The organism is Methylobacter psychrophilus (genome assembly GCF_025583945.1).
Lineage (GTDB): Bacteria > Pseudomonadota > Gammaproteobacteria > Methylococcales > Methylomonadaceae > Methylobacter_C > Methylobacter_C psychrophilus.
In genome coordinates, this window is the sequence record NZ_JAOEGU010000003.1 from 128708 (window position 1) to 144730 (window position 16023).

At 42.6% G+C, this 16023-nt stretch carries 15 protein-coding genes; 5 read left to right on the forward strand and 10 right to left on the reverse strand.

Translation table 11 applies throughout. The features are described from left to right. Positions 1-148: 148 nt before the first annotated feature. The 7 genes from N7974_RS02720 to N7974_RS02750 form a co-directional block, all read right to left on the reverse strand. Positions 149-595 carry a universal stress protein gene (locus N7974_RS02720; RefSeq protein ID WP_262964141.1) on the reverse strand — a complete coding sequence of 149 codons (447 nt, stop codon included), beginning with the start codon at positions 593-595 and terminating at the stop codon, positions 149-151. An 11-nt stretch (positions 596-606) separates the two neighbouring features. Further along, a complete protein-coding gene (locus N7974_RS02725) occupies positions 607-1119 on the reverse strand; it encodes a hypothetical protein (RefSeq protein WP_262964142.1) in 513 nt (170 codons plus the stop codon). Between the two features lie 164 nt (positions 1120-1283). Next, positions 1284-3167, reverse strand: a complete 1884-nt coding sequence (locus N7974_RS02730; RefSeq protein WP_262964143.1) for an ATP-binding cassette domain-containing protein — start codon at positions 3165-3167, stop codon at positions 1284-1286. A 55-nt stretch (positions 3168-3222) separates the two neighbouring features. After that, entirely contained in the window at positions 3223-3618 is a 396-nt protein-coding gene (locus tag N7974_RS02735) for an MAPEG family protein (RefSeq protein WP_262964144.1), read from the reverse strand. A gap of 123 nt (positions 3619-3741) precedes the next feature. Beyond that, positions 3742-4101 carry a superinfection immunity protein gene (locus N7974_RS02740; RefSeq protein WP_262964145.1) on the reverse strand — a complete coding sequence of 120 codons (360 nt, stop codon included), beginning with the start codon at positions 4099-4101 and terminating at the stop codon, positions 3742-3744. Positions 4102-4333: 232 nt separating this feature from the next. Further along, positions 4334-4864 (reverse strand): YcxB family protein, encoded by a 531-nt coding sequence (locus tag N7974_RS02745; RefSeq protein ID WP_262964146.1) that lies wholly within the window; start codon positions 4862-4864, stop codon positions 4334-4336. Between the two features lie 30 nt (positions 4865-4894). Continuing rightward, the gene (locus tag N7974_RS02750; protein WP_262964147.1) at positions 4895-6202 is read right to left on the reverse strand and encodes an NAD(P)/FAD-dependent oxidoreductase; all 1308 of its coding nucleotides are present in this window, start codon (positions 6200-6202) and stop codon (positions 4895-4897) included. A 525-nt stretch (positions 6203-6727) separates the two neighbouring features. Here N7974_RS02750 and N7974_RS02755 point away from each other — a divergent pair. The 4 genes from N7974_RS02755 (at position 6728) to N7974_RS02770 (ending at position 12746) form a co-directional block, all read left to right on the forward strand. Then, on the forward strand, positions 6728-8866 hold the full coding sequence (locus N7974_RS02755) for an HAD-IIB family hydrolase (RefSeq protein ID WP_262964202.1): 2139 nt from the start codon (positions 6728-6730) through the stop codon (positions 8864-8866). Positions 8867-8881: 15 nt separating this feature from the next. Next, a complete protein-coding gene (locus tag N7974_RS02760; protein ID WP_262964148.1) occupies positions 8882-9736 on the forward strand; it encodes an HAD-IIB family hydrolase in 855 nt (284 codons plus the stop codon). After that, a complete protein-coding gene (locus N7974_RS02765; protein WP_262964149.1) occupies positions 9726-10619 on the forward strand; it encodes a carbohydrate kinase family protein in 894 nt (297 codons plus the stop codon). The genes N7974_RS02760 and N7974_RS02765 overlap by 11 nt, the downstream gene beginning before the upstream one ends. 171 nt (positions 10620-10790) lie before the next feature. Further along, positions 10791-12746 (forward strand): alpha-amylase family glycosyl hydrolase, encoded by a 1956-nt coding sequence (locus tag N7974_RS02770; protein WP_262964150.1) that lies wholly within the window; start codon positions 10791-10793, stop codon positions 12744-12746. An 89-nt stretch (positions 12747-12835) separates the two neighbouring features. Here the strand turns inward: N7974_RS02770 and N7974_RS02775 are convergent, their stop codons facing one another. The 3 genes from N7974_RS02775 to N7974_RS02785 form a co-directional block, all read right to left on the reverse strand. Continuing rightward, a complete protein-coding gene (locus tag N7974_RS02775) occupies positions 12836-13183 on the reverse strand; it encodes a Spy/CpxP family protein refolding chaperone (RefSeq protein WP_262964151.1) in 348 nt (115 codons plus the stop codon). 112 nt (positions 13184-13295) lie between these two features. Next, entirely contained in the window at positions 13296-13982 is a 687-nt protein-coding gene (locus tag N7974_RS02780; protein ID WP_262964152.1) for a response regulator, read from the reverse strand. Continuing rightward, positions 13979-15421, reverse strand: coding sequence for an ATP-binding protein (locus tag N7974_RS02785; RefSeq protein ID WP_262964153.1), 1443 nt, complete (start codon positions 15419-15421; stop codon positions 13979-13981). Before N7974_RS02785 ends, N7974_RS02780 begins: the two co-directional genes overlap by 4 nt. A 385-nt stretch (positions 15422-15806) precedes the next feature. On the opposite strand from N7974_RS02785, the gene hemP reads away from it, so the two are divergent. After that, a complete protein-coding gene (gene hemP, locus N7974_RS02790) occupies positions 15807-15998 on the forward strand; it encodes a hemin uptake protein HemP (RefSeq protein ID WP_262964154.1) in 192 nt (63 codons plus the stop codon). The last annotated feature ends 25 nt before the right edge of the window (positions 15999-16023 follow it).

Genomic DNA, 16023 nt, shown 5'->3' on the forward strand with positions numbered 1-16023 from the left:
AATCCTGTGCTTTGTAGCTGTGGATTTATTCGTATTGCACTGCGGATAAATCCGCAGCTACAGTCTTATTATACATATACGGGGAGAACAGAACTTATGTGAATATCTATCGTGATTTAGTAGCAGTGTAATATACCTATAGTGCTGACTATTCATCGTCCTGTAAACGTACCGCCAACACATCACAATTTGCATGATGCAGCACTCCGTTGGCAGTCGACCCCAGCAATAAAGCCAAGCCATGTCGACCATGGGAACCAACGACAATTAAATCCACCTTGTTTTCTTCGGCAACCCTGACTATTTCTGTCTTGGGACTACCCATTTCCAACCATTGCCTGTCTTCAGTGACAGCCAGTTTTTCAGCCAGTTTAGCCAGCCTTTTTTTCGCTCCAGCCATTAACTCTGTTGTTATATCCATATTAAAAGGAATATCCCCCCCATAACTGGCATCTGTAATCGGCAAACTATCCACCACATGAATAATACTGAGCTTTGCCTGATATTTAATCGCCAAATCCTTTGCCCTGTTTGCAACAACTTCACAGTGTTCGTAAAAATCCACTGCCAATAAAATATGTGTATAACTTTCCATGATTCTCTCCCCTATTCAACGCCGGCAACTTCAGGAAATAATAAAGCCATCACCTGATAAGACCCCAGTAGATATAAAAATGCCAGACCTAAACTAAAAATCAAGCTTTTGTCCAACGCATGACGAATAATATGCCCGGTAACGGCCCAATGCCAGCCAATTAATCCCAGCATGACCGAAAATACCAATATTCCTCCGTGCCCTGAAGCCATTGAGGCTATTGCGGGCAGAGAAAAAAAACTGATCAGCGCATCGGCACCTAATAAAGCCGCCAACATTTGAGAAAATCGCCCCAACTTTCGCACCAGATATAATGCTATCCAGGTAAATCCGACCAGCATAAAAATTTCGACCACGATCTGCAATAGCGTATCAAGCCAATCGAAGTAAATCCTTAACATTAAGGCCCGGATACCGATATAACCAGCCAATAATAACCGTAGCAGCCATACAGAGCCGGGTAAATCCTGAGGGCCTTTTTTAAACAGGCAAATATCAAATACCAATTTTATAATGTCAAACATTAGCTTCTTCCTGATCTATAAACAACGTTGGCAAAAATACAACTATCAGCAATAACCTCACTCCATGAAATACTCGAAAGCCACCATAAAATTCAACACGCCGCCCTTACCGGTCAACTTGGAGGTTAATTTTTGCCAGCTATTAATTCACCCGAAATGATAGATCACTCAGTATTTTCAATCTTTTCTTCTGCTTCCATCCACGCCGTTTCTGCTTCATCCAGCGCCTTATCAATTTGTACTTTTTTTTCCAGCAACTGCTTCAAACGCACCTTTTCGGATTCCGCATAAATCTCGGGATCAGCCAATTGGTGTTCCAGTTGACGCTGTTCATTATGATATTTTTCAACAGCAATTTCCGCTTTTTTCAGCGCATCAAACAAGGGCTTATGTTTTTGCCTGCGCTCTGCGTCCAGTTTTCTTTGGTCTTTGCGTGATACCGTTGGTGAAACCTCAATCTCCGTTTTTTCATCGCCCTTTTTCTGCTCGGTCAACCATAACCGATAATCGTCAAGATCACCATCAAAAGGCTGTACTTTACCTCCAGCAACCAATAATAGCTGATCTGTCACTGAGCGCAATAAATGTCGATCATGCGAGACCACTACAATAGCCCCTTCGTAGCCCTGTAAAGCCACACTCAAGGCATGGCGCATATCCAGATCCAAATGATTGGTTGGCTCATCCAGTAATAACAGGTTGGGATTTTGATAAACCAACAAAGCCAAAACCAGACGCGCTTTTTCACCACCGGAAAAAGGTTTTACCACCTCTAAAACCTTATCACCCTGAAAATCAAAACCACCCAAAAAATTACGTAAGTCTTTTTCAGTAGCCTGTTTATCCAGCTTTTGTAAATGCCATAACGGACTTTCATCCAGATTTAATTGCTCCAATTGATGCTGGGCAAAATAACCGATTTTTAAGGATTCAGCTTCTTGTCTTTTGCCCGACAAAGGCAACATATCACCCGCTAATACTTTAATTAAACTGGATTTACCTGCACCATTCGGCCCCAACAACCCGATACGATCACCCGGTGAAATGGATAATCCGGCCTGCTTGATCACACAGGTATCGCCATAACCTATATCGGCTTTATCAAGAGTTAATAAGGGATTAGGCATTTTCCCCGGCTTGGCAAAACTAAAATTAAACGGTGAGTCCACATGCGCCATCGCAATTAACTCCATGCGCTCCAAGGCTTTGATACGGCTTTGTGCTTGCCGCGCTTTCGTCGCTTGCGCTTTAAAGCGGTCAACAAAACTTTGAATATGGGCAATTTCGCGTTGTTGTTTCTGGAAAGCGGATTGTTGCTGCGACAATTTCTCTGCACGCATTTTTTCAAAGGCAGAATAATTGCCGGTATATATTTCGGCTTTACCCTGCTCAATATGCACGATGAGATCGCTGATAGAATCAAGAAAATCACGATCATGAGAAATCAACAATAAAGTACCGGGATATTTGCATAACCAGTCTTGTAACCAGATAACCGCATCCAGATCAAGATGGTTGGTTGGCTCATCCAGAAGTAACACATCGGAACGACACATCAAGGCTTGCGCTAAATTAAGACGCATACGCCAACCGCCGGAAAACGAGTTGACGGCATTGTGTTCCTGATCAGCCGTAAAACCCAAACCGTTCAATAATCGGGAGGCTCTGGCTTGAGCCGTATAACCGCCAACGTTATCTAAAGCCGCATGTAATTCGGCCTGCTTTAAACCATCATCAGCCTCTTCTGCAAGCTTTAACCGGGCCTCTAAGCGCCTTAATTCCTGATCGCCATCAATAACATAATCAATTGCCGAACTGGAAACAGCAGGAGTTTCCTGGGCAACGTGAGCGATTTCCAGATTGGGCGGCATGGAAAAATCGCCTTCATCCAAATGCAGTTCATTTTTAACCAGAGCAAATAAACTGGACTTACCCGCGCCATTCGCACCGGTAAAGCCGACTTTTTGGCCTTTGTGAATAGTAAAAGTAGAGTTGGCAAACAGCACCCGCACGCCACGGCGCAGGGCTATATTTTTAAAATTTAGCATTAATGTTCAAGAAAAAAGGTTAAAGTTTGTGGGCAAATGCTTCATATGTCTGTGATTAATAAAGTTTAAGCGGCCCAGAAAATACCAAGAATAGTATATTCAGTATTGCCAAGGCAATTAATAGATAAATGGTTATCTGCATTCCCAATACTCTTTTCCGGAGATTCTTTGCGGGAAGACCGATCGCATGAATTATTCGCCCTATTATCAGCGTGGAACCCAATATATGGATAAGTATTTTCGGCGCTCCGTTTAACTCGAGCGTTAATAAAAGCAACAATGTTATAGGAATATATTCCAATGCATTAGCATGAGTGCGAATTGCTAATTGCAGCTCTTCATTTCCCCCGTCACCAACAATTATCCGGTTTTTTCTACGAAGTTTTATTACTGAAAGAGAAAGCCTCACTATCAATAAAGCTAAGAGCGATGCATATAGTGACGTGATCATGGATACCCTTATTGGTTTTTTAACCTGTAACTGACCGGAATGTTTGAACACCGCAAGGATTTATAAAGCATAAGTGCAGGTATTGTAAACTCAGTCACTCTTTGGTGAGAACGATAAATAAACTCAAAATCGTGAAGCACCACACTGCCAGCATTCAGAAAACTGTCCTTCACTGCTCTCTCCGCATTTATTGCATTTCCATTCAATAAGATAGAGATCATTATCGTTTGATAAATTAATGACTGATGAGCGGGGTTTTAGCTTTAATTTTGATCGTTTTTCAGCATTTTTCGACGTTTCGATCTTTACTACAGTTAATGACCATATCAGAGCCACAACCCAACCGAGTAGTAAGTTTGTTACAAATATTAAATTGGCATTATGATGTTTTCTAGCACAAGCAATCCAATTAGGTATGAAATAAGCAATAACTGCTATCGCTAGAAATAGAACCATCCACCCCATGCTGTAATCGCTATTCACTTTATTCTTTCCTTTGCCTAATGTTTAAGTTCGGTAACCGTAAAAGGCAGTCTGCTATAGCAAATGGTTAGGTTTCTTCTGTAAACTTGAAATCCATAAATGTATTTACGACGCTGATGGAGGTTTGCAACCCCGACTAGCAAGCTTGAACACCGCAACGATTTACAAAACGTGAGTAGCCTGTCTGGTGGGCAAAAAATCCTGTCCACCAGACTTTTCCAAAATAGGTTTTTTACGCAAATCGTTCAATCATTTTTTCCGCTTGTTCAGCGAACTGCTCAAGATTACCTCTTTTTATCTTATCGACCGGAATAACCAGCGCCGTGCTCAAATCAATATAGATATAAACATAACGCTTGCCATACTCCACTCTAACCAACTCTGCCCATGCCATTTTATTTTTTCCGCTGGGTGATTTCTCCAGTAAATAATTGGGATTGGCAGGGTCAATGCTTAAGGTATAAGTGCCGAACAAATTACTTTTTTCTTTAGGGGTATAATTTTTAAGGATTTGCCTGCGTAAATCCAGCATCATTATTTTAGGCGACAGCAGTGCCCATAAAATGGCAATAACCAATACGTAGCCCGCCGAGTTCATATCACCATAATAAAAATAATAAAAAGCCCCGATAAGCCCCATCATACCCGGTACTATCCAGCGATTTTTCTTAATGTTGAACTGTATCTCGTCATTCTTCATGAATTGTATTTCATTAAAATGAATTAAATCTTCTTCACCAAATTCGTATTCTATTTCAAACATAGTCTTAATTTTTTTGAGGTTTAAAAAACATTAGTGCATTTTTATTTTGGTATAAACACTACGCCTGAAAGCATTGGAAAGCGTTAACATGGCTGTTCTAAAATAACCATGAATAGCTACCTGATGCATTTTATAAAGGGACAAATAAACAACTTTGGCAATAAAACCGCCAATGCTCACCGTACCCATTAAATTGCCCATCAAATTACCGACCGTGGTGTATTTACCCAAGGAAACCAGTGAACCGTAATCATAATAGACAAAATTAACCAGATGACGGCCTTTTAAGCGATTGATAATTGATTTGCATAAAACGGATGCCTGTTGATGAGCCGCTTGCGCTCTGGGAGGTACGTTGCCGGTATGACCTTGCCAAACACAAGCCGCACAATCACCCATGGCAAAAATATCATCATCATTGGTTTTTAACGTGCTATCAACCACTAACTGATTGATATGGTTGGTTTCCAAGCCATCCAGATTTTTCATCCAATCCGGTGCTTTAATACCTGCGGCCCAAACCTTAAGATCGGCTTCAATAAATTCACCATCATGGGTCGTGATACCTTCTTTGGTTATTTCGGTGACCCGGCGGCCCATTTTAAGATCAACACCCAAATCAATCAGTTGCTGCTGTGTGGCAGCCGCCAGTTTAATCGGTAAAGCCGGTAATAATTGCGTTGCTGCCTCAATAATTGTCAGCTTTACCGTGCTTTTTTCATTTAAGCCATAAATCGCCAGAACATTGGTTACCTCGTGCAGTTGTGCAGCTAACTCAACACCTGTTGCGCCTGCGCCGACAATAGCGATGGACAAAGGCTTAACATTGGCACTGTCTTTACCTATATAACTTTTAAGGTAAGATTCAAATAATTGCTTTTGAAATTTAAACGCTTGAGCAGTTACGTCCAAAAACAGGCAATGCTCTGCGACACCTTTAATATTAAAAGTATTACTGACGCTACCAACTGACATGACCAAGGTATCATAGTTAAAAGTACGTCCAGGAATAAGCTCTTCGCCACTGTCACTCAACGTGGGGCTGACATAAATTTGCTTTTTCTGCCTGTCCAGACCTTCCATTTTGCCTAACCTGAAATGAAAATGGTTGCGATGTCCTTGTGGCAAATATTCAACCTGTTCGGATTCGTCCAACGTTCCTGCAGCAACTTCGTGTAATAACGGCTTCCAGATATGCGTCGATGCTGCATCAATTAACGTCACTTCCGCTAAGCCTTTTTTACCTAACTTACTGCCTAAACTGGTCGCCAGCTCAAGACCTGCAGCTCCACCACCAACGATTACTATTTTATGTTTTTCATTATTATTTTCAGCCATTGCCCTTCCTTCCCGACTCAAATGTGTTTGCGTACTATAACATTATATTTAATCAGTACCTCAGTGACTGAGCAGACTACTTTTAAATTCTCACCTCATCCTTAAAAATACGGTTATTACTACATTTAAAATAACCAATACCCATAAAATTTGGCATACACTGTTTGTCTGGAATATCGCCAATTAACCAAAATAAACCACTAACTATTCAACTAATAAACGGTAATTAATTCAAAGACCAATCACACAAACGATCTCGATACTGTTACCATTACAGGGAACCTTAAGGAAACAAGTTGGTATTGATGCCTTTTCTGCCCCCTAAGGATTGTAAAAGTTTCAAAAATATTTGTTTGAAATCTCAGTCAATATCGAAAAATATTACATCAGAAAATTTATCAGAACATATTGAATAATTACTTAACGCCTTTCAATAATAAAATATACCCATAAAATCAGGCCTTTGTTGACCCCTCTTAGATACTTATTTTAATTAAGAAACCGATAATTGAGAGAATGACAATGATGATTGAACATACTAAAAACAGTCCACTGTATATTGTATTAATTAGCATCCACGGCCTGATTAGGGGACACGACCTGGAATTGGGACGTGATGCCGATACGGGAGGCCAAACCAAATATGTCGTTGAGCTGGCTAAAGCCCTGGCACAGCAGCCGAATGTCGAACGTGTGGATTTGGTAACGCGGCGAATAATCGACAGTGAAGTAAGCCCCGATTATGCAGAGCCCATCGAACTACTGGCTAAAAATTTACAAATAATCCGTATTGAAGCCGGCCCCGAAGCCTATATTTGTAAAGAAGAACTATGGGATCATCTGGATAGTTTTGCCGATAATTTATTAAGTTGGCTACACCGCCAGCCCCGCTTGCCGGATATTTTGCACAGCCATTATGCCGATGCCGGCTATGTCGGCGTTCGTCTTTCACATAGAACCGGCTTACCGTTAATTCATACCGGGCATTCTTTGGGGCGCGACAAATGCCGCCAATTGCTGGCCAACGGCTTGTCGATGGAAGATATCGAGCAACGCTATCATTTATCACGCCGCATTGATGCCGAAGAAGATACGCTGACCAATGCCGATATGGTGATCACCAGTACCCGTAATGAAATTGAAGAGCAATACGAGCTCTACGATTGCTACATGCCTGAAAAGATGGCTATCATTCCACCGGGAACCGATCTGGACATGTTTCATCCGCCCACTTGCCCCGGCAAAGACATTGGCTTTGCAACAACGCTTGAAATGTCTCTGCACAAACCGGATAAACCAATGATCTTGGCACTTTCCCGGCCCGACGAACGGAAAAATATCATTGGGCTTTTGGAAGCTTATGGTGAATCACCGCGCTTGCAACAATTAGCCAATCTGGTGATAGTCGCTGGTAATCGGGAAGATATCAGGGAAATGAGTGACGGTCCACAAGGCGTTTTAACCGAGTTATTACTGGTTACCGATTACTACGATCTCTACGGTCGTGTAGCACTTCCCAAACACCATTCATCTGATGAAGTCGCCGACATTTATCGTCTTGCGGCGGCAACTGGCGGTATTTTTATCAACCCGGCTTTGACCGAACCGTTCGGTTTAACATTATTGGAAGCTGCGGCTAGCGGACTGCCGCTAGTTGCTACCGAAAATGGCGGCCCGGTCGATATTATCGGTAATTGCCATAACGGCTTGTTGGTCGATCCATTAGATAAACCGGCGATTGCCAAGGCACTGTTGACTATTCTCGAAAATCCAAAAATCTGGCAAAAATTCTCCGAAAACGGGCTGAAGAACGTCGCCAAACTTTATTCCTGGGAAACCCATGCACAAGCGTATTTGCAGAAAATACAGACCTTTTCGCAATACCGTGAAAACCTTCCGAAAATGCCTCCCGTTACCAAAACAGTTCGCTATCCGGCACGTGCCATTTTCACCTCTATTGATCATACCCTCTTGGGCGATCCCCAAGGACTGGAGCAATTCGTACAATTTATTCGTGAAAATCGTAAGAAATTTCTATTCGGTATAGCCACCGGAAGACGAATGGATTCAGCACTGGCCGTTTTAAAAAAACACCATATCCCCATGCCGGATATTTTAATTTCCAGCCTCGGCACTGAAATCTATTATGCCCCGCAATTAATCGCTGATATCACCTGGGCCCATCATATTGATCATTTGTGGACACCAAAAGTGCTACAACGCATCGTTAGTGGTTTACCCGGTCTGACGCCACAAGTTAAAAGCGAGCAAAGCCGATTTAAACTTTCCTATCATTACGACAGCAATATGGCACCGTCGATGGAAGAAATCCTTACGCTACTGCGACAACATGAACTACCTGCCAACCCGACACTTTCGTTTGGCCAGTTTTTCGACATTATCCCGGCCAGAGCCTCCAAAGGACTTGCCTTACGCTATATAGCAAGGCAATGGAATATTCCTCTGGAGCGTATCCTGGTTACAGGGGGTTCCGGTGCTGATGAAGACATGCTGCGTGGTAATACTCTCGGTGTAGTGGTTGCCAACCGCCACCGTGAAGAATTGTCATTACTGGGTGAGACCGAACATATTTATTTCGCCGAGGGACCGCATGCCTGGGGTATATTGGAAGCGATCAAGCACTATGATTTTCTCAACCTTTAACGGAGCATAGAGTCCATGCCTAAGCATATCCTGATTTGCACCGATCTCGATCGTACGTTGCTGCCAAACGGCAAGCAACCAGAATCGCCCAAGGCCCGATCAATTTTCAGCCGCTTGGTTTCACGTCCCGAAGTAACACTGGCTTATGTCAGTGGTCGGCATCTTGAGTTGGTTAAAAATGCCATTAGTGAGTATGACCTGCCGTTACCCGATTGGATTATCGGTGATGTCGGCACAACTATTTACCAGTTACGTAATGGAAAATGGCTACATTGGTATGAATGGGAACAAGACATTGCTACTGATTGGCAAGGAAATATAGCCAACGATTTACGCGCTTTATTTACAGATTTACCCGCGTTACGCTTACAGGAAGAAGCCAAGCAAAATTGCTACAAATTAAGCTATTATGTGCCATTACAGACAGATATTGCTGCCCTGCAAAAAACAATGTCACAGCGCCTTGAAGCGCAACATTTGGCAGCCAGTTTAATCTACAGCGTTGATGAAGCAACATCGATGGGACTATTGGATGTATTACCTGCACACGCCACAAAATTGCATGCGATAGAATTTTTAATGCAGCATCAAAGTTTTGACTACGTCAATACAGTTTTCGCTGGCGATAGCGGTAACGATTTACCGGTACTTGCTAGCGCCATTCAATCGGTATTGGTTGCCAATGCCGACGGCAACGTTATTGAGCAAGCTAAAACCCAGACCCGAAAACAAAAAACGATGACGGCATTTTATCTTGCGCAAGGCGGTTTTCTGGGCATGAACGGCAATTACAGCGCCGGAATCCTTGAAGGCATCGCCCATTATCACCCTGAAACACGACTTTGGATGGAAGAAAATCATGAACAATAATCCTCTTATCCATATTTTTGGGGAAGTACTAATCGACCATTTCCCCGATGGCAACGATGTTTTGGGCGGCGCACCATTTAATGTCGCATGGCATTTACAAGCCTTTGGACAAGCTCCCCGCTTCATTAGCAGGATTGGTGATGATCTTCCGGGCCATGAAATTGCCACATTAATGGATACTTGGGGCATGAACCGTGATGCCGTACAAAAAGATTGCAAGCATCCTACCGGTAGTGTGCGGGTAATCATAGAGGATGGCGAGCCGCATTACGATATCGTTGCCGATAGTGCCTACGATTTTATCGACACGGTATTACTGGAAAAAAAAGCTACTGCAGGCATTTTATATCATGGCTCGTTAGCCATCAGAAATCCTGTCTCGCGTGCAGCATTGCAAGTGATTAAAGCCAGTCATCAAGGCAAGGTTTTTATTGATATCAATTTACGACAACCCTGGTGGGAGCGAGAAATATTGATACCATTGCTGCATGATGCCGATTGGGTCAAACTTAATGAACTCGAACTGGCGACCTTATGCCCTGAAGGCTTTAAAGACTTGGGACTGGAAAAGATCATGCAGGCATTTTGCGCGCAGTTTAATCTGGAAACGCTGGTAGTAACCTGTGGTGAAAAAGGTGCCGCCGCTTACGATAAGCAACTGCACTTCATCACTGTCAAGCCACCGGCAAGCACACAGGTAATTGATACCGTCGGTGCCGGCGACGCTTTCGCCTCAGTGTTGCTGCTGGGACTGAGCAAACAATGGCCTGTTGAAGTAACCCTCGACCGGGCCCAAGCGTTTGCCTGTGCCTTGGTTGGCAGACGCGGCGCAACCGTAACTGATAAGGAATTTTATCAATTATTCAGCGAACAATGGCATTAAACACCACAATTAATAGCCAATAATATTCGACGATACTGCGGACCGTCACGATTTACGCTTTTTTGAAAGCCCTCCCTTAAAGGGCATGAGCGATAAAAGTCAATCGCCCATATCAATACAACAATTGCCTTGCCGTATCCGGTACACTTAACATATCCAGGATAATACAACATGTACGAACAAGTTTCTCACTCACTATTGAATGCCATTCTGGATGATTTAAAACCTGAAATCAGGAGACAGAATTTACGGCATTTTTATACCCGTCTGGGCGCTAATTTTTATGCTATTTACTCGCTTTTTTTTACCCTCTACGGACATCGTGAGGATTTTAAGGAGCAAATGCTGCGCCTTGTTGAAACGATGGCCGAAGGCTATATTAACCGTTCTTCGGAACTGGAAGGTATCGATATCCAGCGTGAACAGGATCATAACTGGTTCTTGTCACAAAACTGGGTCGGCATGGCACTTTATACCAACGGTTTTGCCGAGAGTTTAGATGACTTGGCCGACAAAACGCCTTACTTCCAGGAACTGGGCATCAATATGGTACATATTATGCCCATTTTGATGTGCCCTGCCGGTAAAAGTGATGGCGGCTATGCCATCAGTAATTTCCGGCAAATCGACGACCGGATCGGCGACCTCAAGGATTTACACAGGGTAGCGGAAGAGTTCAGAAAGCGCGATATTCTATTGGTTCTGGATATCGTGCTGAATCATACTTCCGATGAGCATGAATGGGCTCAAAAAGCGATGAGTGGCGATCCCTGTTATCAAGATTATTACTTTATGTTCGATAACCGTGAAGTTCCGGATATGTTCGAGCAGAATATGCCGGAAATTTTTCACGAAAGCGATCCAGGTAACTTTACCTGGAATGAAGAAACGCAAAAATGGGTAATGACGGTCTTCCACAATTACCAGTGGGATTTAAATTATAGTAACCCCGCCGTATTTATTGAGATGCTCGATATCATCCTGTTCTGGGCCAATCAGGGTGTTGACGTGCTACGTCTTGATGCAGTTGCTTTCCTGTGGAAAAAAATCGGCGCGGCCTCCCAGAATGAGCGTAATGCACACTTAATTTTGCAGTTGATGAAAGATTGCTGCCAAGTGACCGCACCTGGCGTATTGTTTATTGCTGAAGCAATTGTTGCGCCGGTTGAAATCATTAAATATTTCGGCGAAGATGCCATCATTGCCAAGGAATGTGAAATTGCTTACAACGCCACGTTGATGGCATTATTGTGGGATGGCATTGCCACCAAAAATACTAAATTGCTCTATCAAGGGATAAAAAATCTGCCTGACAAACTGGAACGGGCAACCTGGCTCAACTATGTGCGCTGCCACGATGACATCGGCTTCGGTTTCGACGACAACGACGTGAGGGCCTCAGGGTACGAGCCTTTCGCACACCGAAAATTTCTGGTCGATTATTTTAGTGGTAAGTTCAATGCTTCTCCTGCCAGGGGTATGGTCTTTATGCTTAACGATGAAACCGGCGATGCACGTATTTGCGGTTCTCTGGCATCTTTGGCAGGTTTGGAGTCGGCATTGGAAAGTGATGATCAAACCCTGATTTTGGCCTCCATCAATAAAATTCTATTGCTACACAGTATTATTATGTCTTTTGGCGGTATTCCTTTGCTGTATAGCGGCGATGCACTCGGTGTCACCAATGACTATAGCTATCAGGATAACCCCAGCAAAAGCGACGATAGCCGCTGGGTTAACCGCCCCACCATAAATTGGGAAAGAGCCGAATTACGAAAAAAACAAGGCACAGTAGAATATACCTTGTTTAATGCCCTGAAAAAAATGATCGCCATTCGTAAAGAAACATCCGCATTTGCCGATTTCAACAATCGCGAATTACTGGATATCAACAATGAGCATTTAATTTGTTTTGTCCGCTTTAATCCTCTACGTCCTGCAGAACGGGTCATGGTCATCGCCAATTTTGATGCCAAACCCCAATATCTTGATTTGGAAACCTTAAACGGCAAAGGTATTAATTTTTACAACCACTTCGTTGATTTATATAGTGGCAGAAGCCCTGCCCAACATGATCGCCAAATTATCTTACAGCCTTATCAATTTTATTGGTTAACAGAAATATAAAGTCATCAGCCAAAATAGTCACTATTATTGATACTAAAATGCCTGATCAATATCGATCAGGCATTCTTATTTATGCAGAAAATATAAAATTATTGCGGTTGTTCAACGGCTTTTTGACCGGTTAATGCTTCATGTTTCTTTTGCCATTTTTCATGACGCTGTTTTTTCAGCTCCGTCATTTTTGTTAGTTGCTCTTTGCTCAAAACAGCCTGTAATCGTGCTTGGGTTTCTTCGTGAATGATTTTTGATTTTTCGCCCTGTTCTTTAAATAAGGCTTCTACTTTCGTTTTTTGCTCGGCCGTCAAGTCCAAACTCTTGGTCATATGTTCAATTCTGTTGCCATGATGGCCGCCAACATAATCTTTATCACCAGAAGATGCCGCCACAGTTAATGGAAGCGCCAATGCCATTGCCAGAATGATGATTTTCTTGTTCATGTTTGCTCTCTCATTGATTTAAAGTTACCGAACAGTTCTCTGTTCTTGGTTATTACTTTAACGATGAAAAATGCAAAAAATTTGAAAACAATGTGCAAATAATGTGAATCTGTTAATCGACAACTCTGTCTTGGGGATCGTAACGATAGCCGGCACCATAAACCGAGTGAATCAATTCCTGATTTGGCAATAAATCAGTTAACTTTTTCCTCAGTTTTTTGATATGGCTATCAATAGTCCGATCAGAAACAATACGTTGATCGGGATAAATAAGATCCATTAATTTTGAACGTGAAAAAATACGCCCGGGTTGTTGATATAAAGCCTGTAACAACTGAAATTCGACCGTGGTTAATTCTATATCTTGCCCGCCAGCCAGTACCCGGAAACTGTTATGATCCAGCTTTAAAGCACTGGTGCCAGTCTCTATCATTGGCGCTTGTTGTCGACGTAACACCGCTTTAACACGGGCGACCATTTCACGAGGACTAAACGGTTTACAAATATAATCATCCGCCCCCAGCTCCAGTCCCATCAAGCGGTCGATTTCTTCAATACGCGCAGTAATCATGATAATTGGCACGGTACTGAAGCGTCGAAGTTCACGACAAATATCCAGGCCATCACGACCGGGCAACATTAAATCCAGCAAGATTAAATCAGTGTGCTTTACTTTAAGCCACGGCAACACCTCCAAACCATTGCTTAAAAAATCGGTGTCAAAGCCGGCGTTTTGCAGATAATCGATTTGCAGGCGAGCCAGTTTTAATTCATCTTCTACAATCAGGATATGATTCATGAGCTAATCGGTAATTCAATGCGGATAGTAAGCCCTTTTAAAGGCGAAAGTTGTGCTTGTATCGTACCATTATGGGCCTCAACAATATTACTGCAAATCGCCAAACCGAGACCGGCACCGCCATGATGGCGATTGCGTGAGCTTTCCAGCCGATAAAATCGATCAAATAATTTGAGTAGTTCGCTTTCGGGCACGCTAGGTGAACTATCAGAGAAGTTAAGCACCAGCTTATCGCCTTCCTGAAAAATGGTAACAGCCAACTGTCCATTATTATCGGTGTAATTGGCGCTATTGTTCAGCAGGTTTCGATAAAGTTGGGATAAGCGGTCTGGATCAGCATAAATACGGATAGAGCTGGTCAGTTTATTAGTCAGCTCAATAGTGATTTGTTTATTTTGAAATTCCGGTTTTAATGCTGCCAAATCTTCTTTTAATAGCTCCACCGGATCAACGTGTATTTTACGATAACTTAATGCACCTTGGTCGGACAGGGATAATTGATAAAGATCTTCCGTTAATCGATTAAGTCGCATGACATCACCAAATAGCGAATCAATAGCCTCAGCGGTAAGAGGTCGAATGCCATCTTGCAAGGCTTCCAATTCACCACGCAATATGGCCAGAGGGGTACGCAATTCATGAGAAATATCTGCCACCCAACGTCGCCTTACCTGTTCTGATTGCTCCAATGCTGCGGCCATATCATTAAAGTCTCGGGCCAATTGACCTAACTCATCGTTAGATTCGACGGGTAAGCGGCTATCATAACGACCTACAGCAAGCGCCTTTGCCGCTGTGGTGATACGCTTGAGTGGTCGCCCCAAGGTATAGGCCAGTAACCAGGCAAGAGCGGCCGATAATAAAATCATCAACAAGGCAATCCAGATAAAGGCTTCAGATTGCCGCTCCATAAAGCGGACTTCACTGACCTGGTTAATTGTTTTGCCCGGTAAAAGCCCAAGAAAACCAACTGTTTTTTCTTGAAAAATAACTGGTTGTAAGGATAGTTGTGGTAAAGCTTCTTTACGGCCAAAAATAATCGTCTTGTCACTATTTAATAACATCGCTCGAAGCTCAAGTGGGATAAAGCGTTTTTTTACCGGTAAATCGGGTATTACCGGGGGCCAAATATTATTCGCTTCTTTCTGTGCCTGCTTGGCCCACAGTGGAGGGCGGTGATGGCCATGGGGATTGGACTGCCACAATAAATCAATCCATTTTTGCTTGTCAGTGGCAAGATTGCTCCAGCCCTGGTTACCGGCATAGTATTCGGTAAGCCCTTCAATCAAGTTTGTCACCTGTTCCTGCTGCCGCGTCTCTACAAATTCAGTAAAGCCTTGATTTAAAGACCAGCGCATAAAAACATACATCCCTGAAACGACCAGAAGCGTAGTCATCAGAAACGTTAAAAATAATTTGGCCCGGATTGTTTTATGCATGGATACATTCCCAATAATGAATAACCTATTGTTATCATTAACTGTGCAAGAATTATGAACATAGTGATTATCAAAAATTAAACTTTCAAATTTTCTCATGAAAATCAGAGCTATCCTATTCAATAAATAGAATTTATTTATCTGAAGTATTGTTTGTTTTCAAAAAACCATAACAAATAAAAACTCTATTACCTACAAATAACAATCATTATCATTTACAGGCAAGAGTTCTTTTGCTATTATTGCCACACCTGTTTAGTCACCCAATAGTCGAATTAGTACATGTCTATTAACTTCTTGTCAGTGACATCAACATGCCAGAAACCACACCAACAGAGTTAATGTAATTAAACTGATTAAATAAACAACTTATGTACTTATAAAAATGAAAATCCCCCTTAACAATCAGGTATCTGGTTTAACCAAATCGCAAGACAGGCGCGAAATTGCAACTGCCAAACCTCGATTTAACTGTCAACAACTGTTTGGTACGCAAAATGAAATTATTATCGAGCATCAGGGTGACGACTATCGTCTTCGCATTACCAGTAACGGCAAACTGATTTTGACCAAATAGTTCGAACCCGCTTATTAGCGGCACA